10 protein-coding genes, 1 other RNA gene and 1 other annotated feature are annotated in these 15409 nt (G+C 46.0%); of the genes, 9 read left to right on the forward strand and 2 right to left on the reverse strand.

The genetic code is table 11. The features are described from left to right. Window positions 1-680: 680 nt before the first annotated feature. The 4 genes from recJ (at window position 681) to dtd (ending at window position 6369) form a co-directional block, all read left to right on the forward strand. Window positions 681-3023, forward strand: a complete 2343-nt coding sequence (gene recJ / locus MHB63_14990) for a single-stranded-DNA-specific exonuclease RecJ (GenBank protein ID MEK3807826.1) — start codon at window positions 681-683, stop codon at window positions 3021-3023. 16 nt (window positions 3024-3039) lie between these two features. Continuing rightward, complete coding sequence (locus MHB63_14995) at window positions 3040-3552, forward strand: adenine phosphoribosyltransferase (protein ID MEK3807827.1); 513 nt, start codon at window positions 3040-3042, stop codon at window positions 3550-3552. A gap of 164 nt (window positions 3553-3716) precedes the next feature. Beyond that, a complete protein-coding gene (locus tag MHB63_15000; GenBank protein MEK3807828.1) occupies window positions 3717-5909 on the forward strand; it encodes a bifunctional (p)ppGpp synthetase/guanosine-3',5'-bis(diphosphate) 3'-pyrophosphohydrolase in 2193 nt (730 codons plus the stop codon). A 16-nt stretch (window positions 5910-5925) separates the two neighbouring features. Continuing rightward, window positions 5926-6369, forward strand: coding sequence for a D-aminoacyl-tRNA deacylase (dtd, locus tag MHB63_15005; protein ID MEK3807829.1), 444 nt, complete (start codon window positions 5926-5928; stop codon window positions 6367-6369). A gap of 79 nt (window positions 6370-6448) precedes the next feature. Here the strand turns inward: dtd and MHB63_15010 are convergent, their stop codons facing one another. Continuing rightward, the gene (locus tag MHB63_15010; GenBank protein ID MEK3807830.1) at window positions 6449-8179 is read right to left on the reverse strand and encodes an SH3 domain-containing protein; all 1731 of its coding nucleotides are present in this window, start codon (window positions 8177-8179) and stop codon (window positions 6449-6451) included. Window positions 8180-8314: 135 nt separating this feature from the next. On the opposite strand from MHB63_15010, the gene MHB63_15015 reads away from it, so the two are divergent. The 5 genes from MHB63_15015 (at window position 8315) to MHB63_15035 (ending at window position 13935) form a co-directional block, all read left to right on the forward strand. Beyond that, window positions 8315-8488 carry a hypothetical protein gene (locus tag MHB63_15015; GenBank protein ID MEK3807831.1) on the forward strand — a complete coding sequence of 58 codons (174 nt, stop codon included), beginning with the start codon at window positions 8315-8317 and terminating at the stop codon, window positions 8486-8488. A 56-nt stretch (window positions 8489-8544) separates the two neighbouring features. After that, window positions 8545-8779 (forward strand) — a binding site (T-box leader). A gap of 56 nt (window positions 8780-8835) precedes the next feature. Beyond that, on the forward strand, window positions 8836-10098 hold the full coding sequence (gene hisS / locus MHB63_15020) for a histidine--tRNA ligase (protein MEK3807832.1): 1263 nt from the start codon (window positions 8836-8838) through the stop codon (window positions 10096-10098). Window positions 10099-10117: 19 nt separating this feature from the next. After that, window positions 10118-11896, forward strand: coding sequence for an aspartate--tRNA ligase (aspS, locus tag MHB63_15025; protein MEK3807833.1), 1779 nt, complete (start codon window positions 10118-10120; stop codon window positions 11894-11896). A gap of 62 nt (window positions 11897-11958) precedes the next feature. After that, window positions 11959-12147, forward strand: a non-coding RNA gene (gene ssrS, locus MHB63_15030) — 6S RNA. 1026 nt (window positions 12148-13173) lie between these two features. Further along, on the forward strand, window positions 13174-13935 hold the full coding sequence (locus tag MHB63_15035; GenBank protein MEK3807834.1) for a tRNA threonylcarbamoyladenosine dehydratase: 762 nt from the start codon (window positions 13174-13176) through the stop codon (window positions 13933-13935). 60 nt (window positions 13936-13995) lie between these two features. Here MHB63_15035 and MHB63_15040 read toward each other — a convergent pair whose 3' ends face one another. Beyond that, window positions 13996-15258: a replication-associated recombination protein A gene (locus MHB63_15040; GenBank protein ID MEK3807835.1), complete on the reverse strand. Its 1263-nt coding sequence runs from the start codon at window positions 15256-15258 to the stop codon at window positions 13996-13998. Window positions 15259-15409: the final 151 nt, after the last annotated feature.

Here is a 15409-nt window from a genome sequence, read left to right on the forward strand (position 1 = left end):
TGAACGAACGCAGTCCAGGACCGTAAATAAACTGATAAATGCCTAAGATCTTGCTAGAAAAAGAGGTAGTTGGTGTGTGAAAAAAGGTGTTGGCAGTAAATCAGGGAAAGTTGGTTGTAAACCAATGATTGTTGGTTGTAAAACATACGAAGTTGGTTGTGTTATCCGGATTGTCGGTAGTAACGCACCCTGCTCTGAGCAGCGGATCCGCGGCGTCCATGATATAGCTGATTTGCGCAGTCCAGGACCGCAAATCAACTGACAAATGCCCAAGATCTTGCTAGAAAAAGAGGTAGTTGGTGTGTGAAAAGAGGGGTTGGTAATAAAACGGGGAAAATTGGTTGTAACGCAATGATTGTTGGTTGTAAAACATATGAAGCTGGTTGTGTTATCCGGATTGTCGGTAGTAACGCAGTCGCCTCCGATTGAGGATCCGCGCCGATTCATGCTTTAGCTTAATCTTACCCTCTAAAACCGAAAAACAGTTTTGGAGGGTAAGCAAGGATAGGAATTCTACTATAAAAATCAGTCATTCATACAGGAAGGAAGGCATTATACATCACGCTATTTTTCCGCCGGATTGCACATACAATTTGAATCTGCCGACAGCGTCTGCCTTTATATTCGTTTGTCACCCCATCCCGCCTCTAGTATAATAGGGTGGTTGAGGGGTGATTTTTTTGCTGAAAGCAAAGAACAGATGGGATGTTCACGAACACCATCCCGAAAAAATGAATGAATTGATGAATACTTTGAATCTTACGCCTCTGGTAGCTTCACTTTTGCTTAACCGGGGAATTGAATCGGCTGAAGAGGCCGACCAGTTTCTTCACATAGAAAAGCACGGCTTTCTCGATCCTTTTACACTGCTCGGCATGGATAAAGCTGTGCAGCGTATTCACAGCGCCATTGAGCGCGGGGAAAAAATTCTGATTTTCGGAGATTATGACGCGGACGGCGTAAGCTCGACGGTCGTCATGCTTGAGACGCTTGCTTCACTTGGAGCCAACGCCGATTTTTATATTCCGAACCGGTTCACAGAGGGCTACGGTCCGAATGAACCTGCATTCCGCAAAGCCCGTGAAGATGGCTATGCACTGATTATTACGGTTGATACAGGTATTTCTGCTGTCAACGAAGCGGCTCTTGCAAAAGAGCTTGGAGTCGATCTGATCATTACGGATCATCATGAACCGGGGCCGGTCCTACCGGATGCGTATGCTATCATCCATCCGAAGCAGCCCGGCTGCACATATGCATTTAAGGAGCTTGCGGGTGTAGGAGTTGCTTTTAAGCTTGCCCATGCGCTTTCAGGAAGTGTTCCTGAACACCTGCTTGAGATAGCAGCTATCGGCACAATTGCCGACCTGGTGCCGCTTCACGGGGAAAACCGTCTTATTGCACGACTGGGTATTCAGCAGATGAACCGGACAGAACGGACAGGATTAAAAGCACTTCTCAAAGCAGCAGGAGCTGACGGGAAAGAAGTGAATGAGGAGACCATCGGTTTTGCGGTTGGTCCCCGCATCAATGCAGTCGGACGCCTTGAGACAGCAGATCCCGCCGTCCGGCTCCTGATGTCTGCGCATAGTGAGGAAGCGGCAGAGCTTGCCGCCTACATTGATGGCTTAAACAAAGAGAGACAGAAAATTGTTTCGCAGATTACAGACGAGGCGATCGAACAGGTTGAGACCCTGTACCCAACAGATCAGCATTCTGTGCTTGTTCTTGCGAAAGAAGGCTGGAATCCGGGTGTCGTAGGAATTGTAGCCTCAAGAATAGTGGAAAAATACTACAGACCGGTAATTATTCTGAGCATTGATGCTGAAAAAGGAACGGCAAAAGGATCTGCAAGAAGCATTGCAGGTTTCGATCTGTTTGCCAATCTCTCAGAATGCCGTGATATTCTTCCTCACTTTGGCGGTCATCCAATGGCAGCAGGCATGACTCTTGAGCTCCAGCATGTCGATCAGCTGAGAGACAGACTGAATAATCTGGCCTCCGCTTCGCTGAAAGAAGAAGATTTTATTCCGATAAAAACGATTGATGCTGCATGCAATGTTTCTGACGTTTCTGTGGAGTCGATTGAGAAAATAGCGAAGCTCGCCCCGTTTGGCATGGGAAATCCAAAACCGCTGTTTTTGCTCGAGTCTGTACAAGTGGGGTCAATGAGAAAAATCGGTTCTGACCAGACCCACTTAAAGCTTGCAGTGGAGCAGGATCAAAAACAGCTTGACTGCATCGGATTCGGATTCGGGCATCTGCATGATCACATGGCGCCGCTTGCAAAAGTGTCACTTGTCGGGGAATTGTCCATTAATGAATGGAACAATTTCAGAAAACCGCAGCTCATGATTCAGGATCTCGCGGTAAACGAGTGGCAGCTGTTTGATGCAAGAGGATCGCGCGATCTGAATAAAACGCTTGATAAGATGAAGGATAAAGAAAACGTTTATCTTGTTTTTCAAAAAGAGACACTGACTATGCTTAAGGATTCAGGGCAAAATATCGTCTATCTCGAAGATGAGGGTTCGGCTGAAAAAATTGAAGGCAAGTACATCACCTTTGTTGATACCCCGACATCCATCGAAAGTCTTGACGCACTGTTTGAAAATGTGCTTCCTGAACGCATCTATGCGGTTTTTCATCAGCATACCGATCATTTTTTCGCCACCATTCCGACAAGAGACCACTTTAAATGGTACTATGGCTTCCTGAAGCAAAAAGAAACATTTGACTTAAAAAAGCACGCAGAAGCCCTTGCACGCCACAAAGGATGGTCAAGTGAAACAATCAATTTCATGTCACAGGTGTTTTTTGACTTAGAATTTGCTACAATAGACAATGGCATTATTTCTGTCAATCATCAGCCGCCTAAAAGAGACCTCTCCGAATCTTCTTCGTATTCTGCCAAACTCCGCCAGCTGGAGCTTGAGAATACGCTGCTGTATTCGTCGTACCAGGACTTAAAGAAGTGGTTTGATGATCGGATGAAACAATCGAAGGCGCTTGTCAATGCATGAGGAGGACAAACTTAATATGGATTTAAAGAAATACGTGACAGTTGTTCCGGATTACCCGAAGCAGGGTATCCAGTTTAAAGATATTACAACGTTGATGGACAACGGTGATGCATACCGCTATGCAACAGATCAAATTGTTGACTATGCACGCAAACAAAACGTTGATATAATTGTAGGACCGGAAGCACGCGGATTTATTATCGGATGTCCGGTTGCTTATTCTCTTGGAGTAGGTTTTGCACCAGTCCGCAAAGAAGGCAAACTTCCGCGCGAAGTAGTCCGTGTTGAATACGGACTTGAGTACGGAAAAGACGTACTGACTATGCACAAGGATGCAATCAAGCCAGGTCAGCGCGTTCTGATCACAGATGATCTGCTTGCTACAGGCGGCACCATCGAAGCTACGATTCAATTGGTTGAGGAGCTTGGCGGAGTTGTTGCAGGGATTGCGTTCCTGATTGAGCTCAGCTATCTTGACGGTCGCAGCAAGCTTGATAAATACGATATCTTAACTTTAATGAAGTTTTAATCACATAGAAAAAAGCACTCGGGAATGGGTGCTTTTTCTCTTATTTAACTGCAGGCAAAGTACCGGCCGAAAGCTTGGCACAGAAAAGACGGTCTAACTCTTTACATCTTCTGTGTTTTTCATGATAATAGGTACAATAAAGTTCTCATTGTAAAGGTGATTCCATGGCTAATGAACAAGTACTGACTGCCGAGCAGGTCATAGAAAAGGCGAAGCGCTATTTAACCGGAGAAGACCTCGTCTTTGTCCAGAAAGCCTATGATTATGCAGAAGAGGCGCATCGTGAACAATACCGGAAATCGGGTGAACCATATATTATTCATCCAATACAGGTCGCAGGGATACTGGTTGACCTGGACATGGATCCGTCAACAATCGCGGGTGGGTTTTTACATGATGTCGTAGAAGATACAGATGTAACACTTGATGACTTGAAACAAACATTTAATGATGAAGTCGCCATGCTCGTGGATGGGGTGACAAAGCTCGGAAAAATTAAATATAAATCACACGAAGAACAGCAGGCTGAAAATCATCGTAAAATGTTTGTCGCAATGGCACAGGACATTCGTGTGATCTTGATTAAACTCGCCGACCGCCTCCACAACATGCGCACACTGAAGCATCTGCCGCAGGAAAAGCAGCGCAGGATCTCAAATGAAACGCTGGAAATTTTTGCACCGCTCGCTCATCGTCTGGGAATTTCAAAAATTAAGTGGGAGCTTGAAGACACGGCTCTCCGCTACTTGAATCCGCAGCAGTACTACAGAATTGTCAATCTGATGAAGAAAAAGCGTGCAGAGCGCGAAGCCTACTTGGACGAAGTCATTGATGAAGTGAAAAACCGCGTTGGGGAAGTCAACATTAAGGCGGATTTTTCAGGACGTCCAAAACATATTTACAGCATATACCGGAAAATGGCCCTGCAGAATAAGCAGTTTAATGAAATTTATGACTTATTAGCCGTCAGAATTATTGTAAACAGCATAAAAGACTGCTACGCCGTACTCGGAATTATTCATACGTGCTGGAAACCTATGCCTGGGAGATTTAAAGATTATATTGCCATGCCGAAGGCGAATATGTACCAGTCCCTTCATACAACCGTCATCGGTCCTAAAGGAGATCCGCTTGAAGTGCAGATCCGCACGAAGGATATGCACACGATTGCAGAATACGGGATTGCTGCACACTGGGCGTATAAAGAAGGCAAAGAGACAGAAGAGCAGTCAACACTTGAGCAGAAACTGACCTGGTTCCGTGAAATTCTGGAGTTCCAGGATGATACGACAAACGCCGAAGAGTTTATGGAGTCTCTTAAAATCGATCTGTTCTCTGACATGGTCTTCATTTTCACGCCAAAAGGCGACGTCATTGAAATGCCTTCAGGCTCAGTGCCGATCGATTTTGCCTACCGTATTCACTCAGAAATAGGCAATAAAACAATCGGGGCAAAAGTGAACGGAAAGATTGTGACCCTTGATTATAAACTCAAAACAGGCGATATTATTGAAATTATGACGTCCAAGCATTCTTATGGACCAAGCCAGGACTGGCTCAAGCTTGCCCAGACGTCACAGGCTAAAAACAAAATCCGCCAGTTTTTCAAAAAGCAGCGCCGCGAGGAAAACGTTGAAAAGGGAAAAGAAATGGTTGAAAAAGAGATTAAAAATCTCGACTTTGAACTGAAGGACATCCTGACAACGGAGAATCTGAAGCGCGTTTCTGAGAAATTCAATTTCTCAAATGACGAAGATATGTATGCTGCTGTCGGGTACAACGGCATTACGGCAGCCCAGGTTGCCAACAGACTGACGGAAAAGCTCCGCAAAAAGCGGGATATGGAACAGGAAAAAGATATCTCAGAGGTCATTTCTGAGGTGCGTCCGTATCCGTCCAAAAAGCGGGACAGCGGGGTAAGAGTCAAAGGTATTGACAACCTTCTGATCCGTCTATCCAAATGCTGCAATCCGGTTCCGGGTGACGAAATTGTCGGCTTTATCACGAAGGGCCGGGGAGTTTCCGTTCACAGAGATGATTGTCCGAATGTACACACGGACGAGGCACAGGCCCGTTTAATTCCGGTCGAATGGGAAACGCAGCTTGATGCACGAAAAGAGTACAACGTGGAAATTGAAATTCTTGGGTATGACAGAAGAGGCCTATTGAACGAGGTGCTTCAGGCTGTCAACGAGACGAAGACGAACATTTCATCTGTTGCAGGGAAATCCGACCGCAACAAAGTGGCGACAATCAATATGGCGATTGCCATCTCCAATATCAGCCACCTTCATAAAGTGGTTGAGAGAATCAAGCAGATCTCAGATATCTATTCTGTAAGAAGAATCATGAACTAGAAAGGGTTCGTTCGGTTTGAAAATTGTTTTACAGCGCGCTAAGGATGCAGAAGTGAAAGTCAAAAATGACACAGTCGGAAAAATTGGACAGGGGTTCATGCTTCTGGTCGGCGTCACGCATGATGATGATGAGCAGGATGCAGATTACCTTGCAGAAAAAGTGGCCAATCTCAGAGTGTTTGAAGATGAAGATGATAAGATGAATCTTTCCCTGCTGGACGTTGGCGGCGAGGTCCTGTCGATTTCTCAGTTTACGCTTTACGGTGACTGCAGAAAAGGGAGAAGGCCGAACTTTATGGCTGCAGCAAAACCCGATCACGCACAGCCGCTCTATGATTATTTCAACCAGAAGCTGCGTGAGAAGGGCATCAGCGTTCAAACCGGAGAGTTTGGCGCCATGATGGACGTGACATTTACAAACGTCGGTCCGGTTACGCTGATATTAGAATCAAAAAGCTGAATGCCGGGGAGAACCCGGCTTTTTTTTATGCTCATAAAAGCCAAAACACCACCCAGGCTTCCTGGATGGTGTTTTGCTGTTATTTGAAGTACTGGGCCAATCCGTAATAGATGCCCTGTGCAACCCGTTCCTGGTAGGAGCCTGAGCTGACGGTGAGTTCTTCAGCGCTGTTGCTCACATAGCCAAGTTCAAGCAGGACTGCCGGCTGTCTGTTTTCACGGATGACGTGATAGTCTCCGAATTTGGTGCCGCGGTCTTTAAGCCTAGCCTGCTTCAGCAGTTCATCATGAACGGGAGAGGCAAGAGGCTTGTCTTTTGATGAGCTGTAATAATAAGTTGTCATTCCGTGTACGCTCCGGTTTTCGATGCTGTCAAAGTGAAGGCTGATAAATGCATCTGCATCCCGGTAGTGAGCGGTGCTGACCCGAGAGCTGAGGCTGATGTAGCTGTCGCTGCTGCGTGTCAGATGAACATCGGCACCTGATGCTTTCAGTTTGTCGTACACAAGTTTTGCAGTAGACATGGTCAAATCTTTCTCAAGGGTACCCCTCGTTCCGATGGCCCCGCCATCGCGTCCGCCGTGACCAGGGTCAAGAACGACCGTTTTGTTTTTCAAATAAGACGTCACATCTCCGCCGGGCCTTGATACGGAGCTGCCTGATGAAGACACAACCCAGCCTGCTACATATCCTGTTGTGCTGCCGGAAAGCTGGATCTTATACCAGTCACCAACTTTACTGACAACAGAAAATTGCTCGCCTGCATTGGCCCGTCTTACAATCTTTTCATTTGTGGACGGTCCTTTGCGGATATTCGTGCCGTTTTGCAGAATGCTGACTTTTGATGTGCCACTTTTGTTCTCTTCTGTTTTTCCCTTTGATGAGAGGGAAACATATGAACTTGAAACCCATCCTTTTTTACTGCCTGAATATTGAATATGAAGCCAGCTGTTTGCTGATTCAAGAATGGTAACCTGAGTGTTTTTTGCAACAGAGCCAATCACTTTTCCGTTCAGGCTGCCGCTGCTTCTGACATTGAGGGAGCTTGCCGTAACTTTTCCTGTCTGTCCGGTTTTTTCTGTCTGTTTTTCTGTTTCAGTTGAAATGAAATCGCTATGTACCCATCCTCTTTGGCCATTATAACGAATTTCTAACCACTTGCCATCGGTTCCTGAAATCGCAACAGATGCATTTTTCTTCAGGCTCCCAATGGTTGATGCCGAGGTGGATGGCTTATTCCGCACGTTAAGTGAGGTGGCTTTTACCTTCCCTGTTTTCGTACCGGATGAAGATGGGGAAGCTGTTTGTGTTTTCTTGCTGATGGTGACAAACTGGCTTGAAACCCATCCGCGCTCACCATTAAAGGAAATTTCTACCCAATTGGCGTTTTGCTGCACGAATGATGCTTTTTTTCCTTTGTCGAAGGTGCCGGTCACTTGAAAGCTTGTTCCCGGGCCGCTTCTCATTCTGAGATCCTCGGCATTCGACATGACCGTGCCGTCTGAATTGCTTTCTTTTGAAGGTGCGGATTTATTCTGAAGGGTAACAAGCCACGAGGCAACCCATCCTTTGTTTCCGCCTGATAATTGCAGTTCATACCAGCCTTTGCTCTCATCCGTAATGCTGTAGACAGCCCCTTTTTTTACACTTGCGATGACCGGATAGCTTAAACCCGGACCGCTCCTGATGTTTAGGCCGTCCGCTGCGATTACAGCTTTTTGCGACTCAGCTGACGCAGTTCCCGGCATCATTGGCAGCTGGCTGAAAAGCAGCAGGGCACAAATGACGGGATATAGAATTTTTCGAAACAATGACCGGTCCTCCTTTTTTTGACTAACCTTATAAAGATTCTTTTATTATATCGGATATCCCTTGTGACATTTGATATATTTTTTCGCTAAACAGGAAAGACTAGAGAAAAGACAGTTGCTGTAAAGGAGAAAAAAATGAGGCACAGTGAAAAAAGCGAAGGGTCGCATTACAATAATCATGATATTTTCGGAGTGAATTCACGGGAACTGACGAAGGATCAGCATTCAAACCTGTATGAACTCGCGGGAGAGTACGGTCTGAACGCAAAAGAAGCAAAGAAATTGAAAAAACGGGTAAATCGCTCTTGACACAAGTTACGGAACATTCGTATGATAGTATATAAATCTTAACTGGAATTACATAATCAGAACCGATGACGGAGAAGAGTAATCAGGATGACACATGACCAGAGAAGGAAAGCCTTGGCTGTAAGCTTTCCCATGATGACTTGATGAAGAGAACACTCTCTAGGTTTCCCTCTGAACGATCTTGTTTTTAGTAGGAGGAGAACGTGACAGGCGTTAACTGTCTTTGAGCGGGAGCAGTCTTTTTTGCTTCAACTAGGGTGGCACCACGGGATACAAACTCTCGTCCCTACATTTTTATGTAGGGGCGGGAGTTTTTTTATTTTTTGAAAAAATCGGAGGAATCTAACATGGCATTTCAAATACCGAGAGGCACGCAGGATATTCTGCCTGGAGAAGTTGAACGCTGGCAGTATATTGAAAATACAGCACGTGAAATATGCAAATTGTATCAATACAAGGAAATCCGCACACCCGTTTTTGAACACACTGAGCTGTTCCAGAGGGGAGTAGGCGAATCAACGGACATCGTTCAAAAGGAAATGTACACGTTCCAGGACCGCAAAGGAAGAAACATTACGCTTCGTCCTGAAGGAACGGCTTCAACAGTCCGCGCATTCGTTGAGAAAAAGCTGTACGCACAGCCTGCACAGCCGACAAAGCTTTATTATATTGGACCGATGTTCAGATACGAACGTCCTCAGACCGGCCGTTTCCGCCAGTTTGTGCAATTCGGGGTGGAAGCTCTCGGAAGCAGCAATCCAGCTATGGATGCAGAAGTCATTTCCCTTGCAATGGAGCTTTACCGCGCTGTTGGACTGAAGAAACTGAAGCTAATCATCAACAGCCTTGGAGATGCAGACAGCAGAAAAGCTCACAAGGAAGCATTAATTGCGCACTTCGAGCCTAGAATCGGGGAGTTCTGCTCAGACTGCCAAAAAAGACTGACGCAAAATCCGCTTCGCATTCTTGACTGCAAAACAGACCGTGATCATGAATTGATGAAAACTGCTCCATCGATTATGGATTATCTGAACGATGAGTCCCGCGCTTATTTTGAAAAGGTTCAGGCATACTTAACAGACCTTGGAATCGATTTTACAGTTGATCCGAATCTTGTGCGCGGTCTTGATTATTATAATCACACTGCGTTTGAAATCATGAGCGATGCAGAAGGGTTCGGCGCCATTACGACCCTTTGCGGCGGCGGAAGATACAACGGCCTCGTCCAGGAAATCGGCGGACCGGAAACGCCCGGCATCGGCTTTGCTCTAAGTATTGAACGCCTGCTCGCAGCTCTTGATGCAGAAGGCGTGGAACTGCCTGTAGACCAGTCGATTGACTGCTTTGTCGTGACGCTCGGGGACAAGCCGAAAGACCGCTCTGTATCCCTTGTATATGAGCTGCGCAAAGCGGGGCTGACAGCTGAAAAGGATTATGATGATAAAAAAATGAAGGCTCAATTTAAAGCGGCAGACCGTTTTAATGCAAGATACGTTGCTGTGCTTGGCGAAGATGAGCTTGAAAAGAACATGATTTCTGTTAAAAACATGGAATCAGGCGAACAGAAAGAAATTTCCCTGCAGGACCTTGCAGCGTATATAAAAGGATAGTCAAAAGGAGAGAGAAATGATGTTTGGACGAACATATTATTGCGGCGAAGTAACAGAAGCAGCAATCGGAGAAAAAGTAACACTTAAAGGCTGGGTGCAAAAACGACGCGACCTTGGCGGTCTGATCTTTATTGATCTGAGAGACAGAACGGGCATCGTGCAGATTGTCGTGAATCCTGAAGTTTCAGAGGAAGCGCTGAAAATTGCAGAAAAAGCCCGCAGCGAATACGTCCTCGACATCGTAGGAACAGTCGCAGCGCGTTCTGAAGGAACAGTTAATCCAAACCTTGCTACAGGCAAAATTGAAATCATGGTAGAGAAAGCTGAAATCATCAATGCAGCAAAAAACCCGCCTTTCCTGATTGAAGATAAGTCTGAAGAGGTTTCAGAGGATGTGCGGTTAAAATACCGCTATCTGGATCTTAGAAGACCTGCACTACTTGATACGTTTAAAATGCGCCACAATGTGTCCAAATCAATCCGCAATTTCCTGGACGAGAACGGATTCCTTGACGTTGAAACACCGATTCTGACTAAAAGCACGCCTGAAGGAGCGCGCGACTATCTTGTGCCGAGCCGTGTACATGAAGGAGAGTTTTACGCTCTTCCACAGTCACCGCAGATTTTCAAACAGCTGTTGATGGTTTCAGGCTTCGACCGTTATTATCAGATTGCCCGCTGCTTCCGCGATGAAGACCTGCGTGCAGACCGCCAGCCTGAATTCACTCAGGTGGACATTGAAATGTCATTTATGAGCCAGGAAGAAATCATGGGACTGATGGAAAAAATGATGTCCCGCATCATGAAAGAAACAAAAGGTGTGGAGCTTGCCCTTCCGCTTCCGCGGATGACGTATGACGAAGCGATGGGCCGCTATGGTTCGGATAAACCGGATACTCGCTTCGGCCTTGAACTCGTAAATGTTTCTGAACTTGTAAAAGACAGCGGCTTTAAAGTGTTCAGCGGCGCTGTCGGAAACGGCGGAGAAGTGAAAGTCATCAATGTAAAAGGCGCGGCCGCTTCTTATTCCCGCAAAGACATTGATGCTTTAACAGAGTTCGTTTCCCAGTACGGAGCAAAAGGACTTGCATGGCTGAAAGCAGAAGAACAGGAGATGAAAGGCCCGATTTCAAAATTCTTCGCTGAAGAAGAGCAGGCTGCCCTTAGAACGGTAACCGAAGCTGAAGCAGGAGATCTGCTGCTGTTTGTTGCCGATAAGAAATCAGTTGTGGCAGATGCACTTGGCGCCCTCCGCCTCAAACTTGGAAGAGAGCTTGGCTTGATTGATGAGAGCAAATTCAACTTCCTGTGGGTCATTGACTGGCCGCTGCTTGAATACGACGAGGAAGCACAGCGCTATTTCGCAGCCCATCATCCGTTCACAATGCCTGCACGCGAGGATCTGGAGCTGTTTGAAACCAATCCGGCAGCTATGAAAGCGCAGGCGTATGACCTCGTACTTAACGGCTATGAGCTTGGCGGAGGAAGCATCCGTATTTTTGAAAGAGATGTTCAGCAGAAAATGTTCAAAATGCTCGGCTTCTCAGAAGAGGAAGCAACGGAGCAATTCGGATTCCTGCTTGAAGCGTTTGAATACGGAACGCCTCCGCACGGCGGAATCGCTCTTGGTCTTGATCGTCTCGTCATGCTGCTTGCAGGCAGAACGAACCTTCGCGACACGATTGCATTCCCTAAAACAGCGAGCGCAAGCGACCTTCTCACACATGCGCCAAGCGAGGTCAGCACAGCCCAGCTGAACGACCTTAACCTTGCCCTTAAGCTTAAAAAGGGTGAATAATGCCTACTTGGAATTGCTTGAAAAGACCGTTCCAATGTGGTAATCTTTTTACAAGATAAAAAGAAGTCCTGATGTGTACGTCGTACACTTAGTTTTGATCCAACATTACTTGATCCGGGAGTTCAAGTTTCCATTGCGGTGTAAATGCCTCATCATTCGATCAGAGGACTTATCACCCGTGGAACAGGACACCCACCTGCTGTGAGCGGGTTCAAAACCAAGATAGCCGCGACGGCACAATTGGGACTTCTGCCGAATAGAACGTACAGCCTTCATGAGCATTTGCTTGTGGGGGCTTTTTATTTTTTTGTGAGGGATTTGAGGGCACTGAAGAGTGATTTGGTGGAACTGGAAATGAGATAAGTGCCATCAAGGAAGGAGAAAATCGTTTTGGTGGTACTGAAAAATGAGATAAGTGCCATTAAGGAAGGAGAAAATCGTTTTGGTGGAACTGAAAAACGAGATAAGTGCCATCAAGGAAGAAGAAGAACGATTTGGTGGAACTGAAAAGCGAGATAAGTGCTACCAAGGAAGGGAAAGAGTGATTTGGTGGAACTGAAAACGAGATAAGTGCTACCAAGGAAGGGAAAGAGTGATTTGGTGGAACTGAAAAACGAGATAAGTGCTACCAAGGAAGGGAAAGAGTGACTTGGTGGAACTGGAAATGAGATAAGTGCCATCAAGGAAGGAGAAAATCGTTTTGGTGGTACTGAAAAATGAGATAAGTGCCATTAAGGAAGGAGAAAATCGTTTTGGTGGAACTGAAAAACGAGATAAGTGCCATCAAGGAAGAAGAAGAACGATTTGGTGGTACGCAAAAAACAGATAAGTGCCACCAAGGAAGAAGAAGAACGATTTGGTGGAACTGAAAAACGAGATAAGTGCTATCAAGGAAGAAGAAGAACGATTTGGTGGAACTGAAAACCGAGATAAGTGCCATCAAGGAAGAAGAAGAACGATTTGGTGGTACGCAAAAAACAGATAAGTGCCACCAAGGAAGGAGAAAATCGTTTTGGCGGTACTTAAAAACGAGATAAGTGCCAGGAAGGAAAAGAGTGATTTGGTGGAACTGAAAAACACGATAGTGTCATCAAAATAGGAGATCCGTGCATTGATCGAATAACGAAACCGGAATGGCACCTGGAAACAATATTCTTGTACCAGCCGCTGCCCCCCAATGCACAATCAAGAATTCCCTCTTGTTTTTCACCGAAAGTATGATATATTCATTTTCAGGAAAAATACTGACATGGATTCTATAAATGGAGTTGAGAGGATTGCTGAATCAATTTTCACGCAATGAACTTGCGATTGGAAAAGAAGGAATTGAAATTTTAAAAAACAGCACGGTTGCTGTTCTTGGAATCGGCGGAGTCGGATCGTTTTCGGCAGAGGCTCTTGCGCGTTCTGGAGTGGGACGTATTGTGCTTGTTGATAAAGATGATGTGGATATCACGAATGTAAACCGCCAGATCCATGCGCTTGTGTCGACTGTAGGGAAGCCAAAAGCGGATCTGATGAGAGACAGAATTAAAGAAATCAATCCCGATTGTGACGTCATCGCACTGAAGATGTTCTATACGGAAGAAACATATGAAGAGTTTTTCAGCCACGGGCTTGATTATGTGATTGATGCTTCTGATACGATTTCGTATAAGATCCATCTGATGAAAGAGTGTCTGAGAAGAGAGATTCCGATCATCTCAAGCATGGGCGCCGCTAATAAAACCGATCCGACGAGATTTAAGATTGAAGACATTTCAAAAACCCACACAGACCCGATTGCGAAGGTCATCCGCACCCGTCTCCGCAAAGAAGGCATCCGAAAAGGGATTAAAGTGGTGTTTTCTGATGAAAGTCCGATTGTGATCCGCGAAGATGTCCGGGTAAAGGTTGGAAATGACGCTGCGCAAATCCGCAAGGCTAAAATGCCGCCGTCATCCAACGCATGGGTGCCATCCGTTGCAGGGCTGATCATGGGCGGTCATGTCATTATGGACCTTCTGAAAGATATTAAAATTACACGGGTAAACGGTTAATAGACAATAAGAAAGCAGGCAGGAAAACGGACGTTTTCCTGCCTGCTTTTTGTTTCCGGACTAGTTCCTCATCAGCTTTTCGTAAATCTGGGCAAGTGACAGTTCAAATTTACCAGTCTGTTTTGGCTCATAGTATTTTTTCTTTTTTAACGAGTCGGGGAGGTACTGCTGTTTGACCCACCCGTTTTCATAGTCATGCGGATATTTGTAGTCGATGCCCCGGCCCAGTTTGCCTGCACCTTTGTAATGGGAATCTTTTAAGTGATCAGGCACTTCTCCGCTTTTGCCTGAACGGATATCGGCAAGGGCTGCATCGAGTGCTTTGTAGGCCGAGTTTGATTTTGGCGAAAGGCACAGTTCGATCACTGCGTTTGCGAGCGGAATTCTTGCTTCCGGAAGTCCCAGGCGCTCTGTTGCTTCAATGGCTGCAAGTGTTCTTGCTCCTGCCTGAGGGCTTGCAAGGCCGATATCTTCATAGGCGATGACGAGCAGTCTTCGGTTAATGCTGATCAGGTCGCCGGCTTCAATCAGTCTTCCGAGATAATGAAGAGCTGCATTCACATCAGACCCTCTGATTGATTTTTGAAAAGCAGAGAGCACGTCGTAGTGGGCATCTCCATCCTTGTCGTGCACAAAGCTCTTTTTCTGAAGGCACTCCTCAGCGGTTTTCAGGTCAATGTGGATGATGCCCTCATCATCCGGTTCAGATGAAATGACGGCAAGTTCAAGGGCATTTAATGCCGACCTAACATCGCCTGCACAGCTTGAGGCGAAATGATCGAGCGCGTCGTCTGCCACTTCTGCCCTGTACTTGGCAAGCCCCTTTTTGTCGTCCGACAGGGCTCTGATCAGGGCTTTTTTAATGTCGTCCGCTTCAAGCGGCTTCAGCTCAAAGATCTGGCATCTGCTTCTGATTGCAGGATTAATGGCGTGATAAGGGTTACTCGTTGTTGCTCCAATTAAAATGATTTTTCCGTCCTCAAGATAAGGGAGGAGAAAATCCTGTTTGGCTTTGTCTAGGCGGTGTACCTCGTCAAGAATCAAAATGACTTTCCCCGACATTTTGGCTTCTTCTGCAACGATTTCCATGTCTTTTTTATTATTTACAACAGCATTCAGTTTTCTGAAAGCTGTATTGGTGCTTCCTGCTATGGCTGTTGCTATGGACGTTTTGCCGATTCCTGGCGGGCCATACAAAATCATGGAGCTCAGGTGCCGTGCTTTAACCATCCGCTCGATCATTTTGCCTTTGCCGACCAGGTGCTCCTGTCCGATGATTTCATCAATTGATTCCGGCCTCATTCTGAATGCCAGTGGTTTCATTTCCATCACTCCCGGGTGGTTCAAGCTCTTTCACTCCAGTATACCAATTTGTCTTTCCAAATGCTTAATAAGTCAATTTGAATGCTCGGGTAATAGGAAATATGCTATAATGGCTTAGGTTCATTTTAATGAAAACGGTGTTGACTGAAAG

The sequence above is a fragment of the Bacillus sp. FSL H8-0547 genome (genome assembly GCA_038002745.1).
Lineage (GTDB): Bacteria > Bacillota > Bacilli > Bacillales > Bacillaceae > Bacillus_P.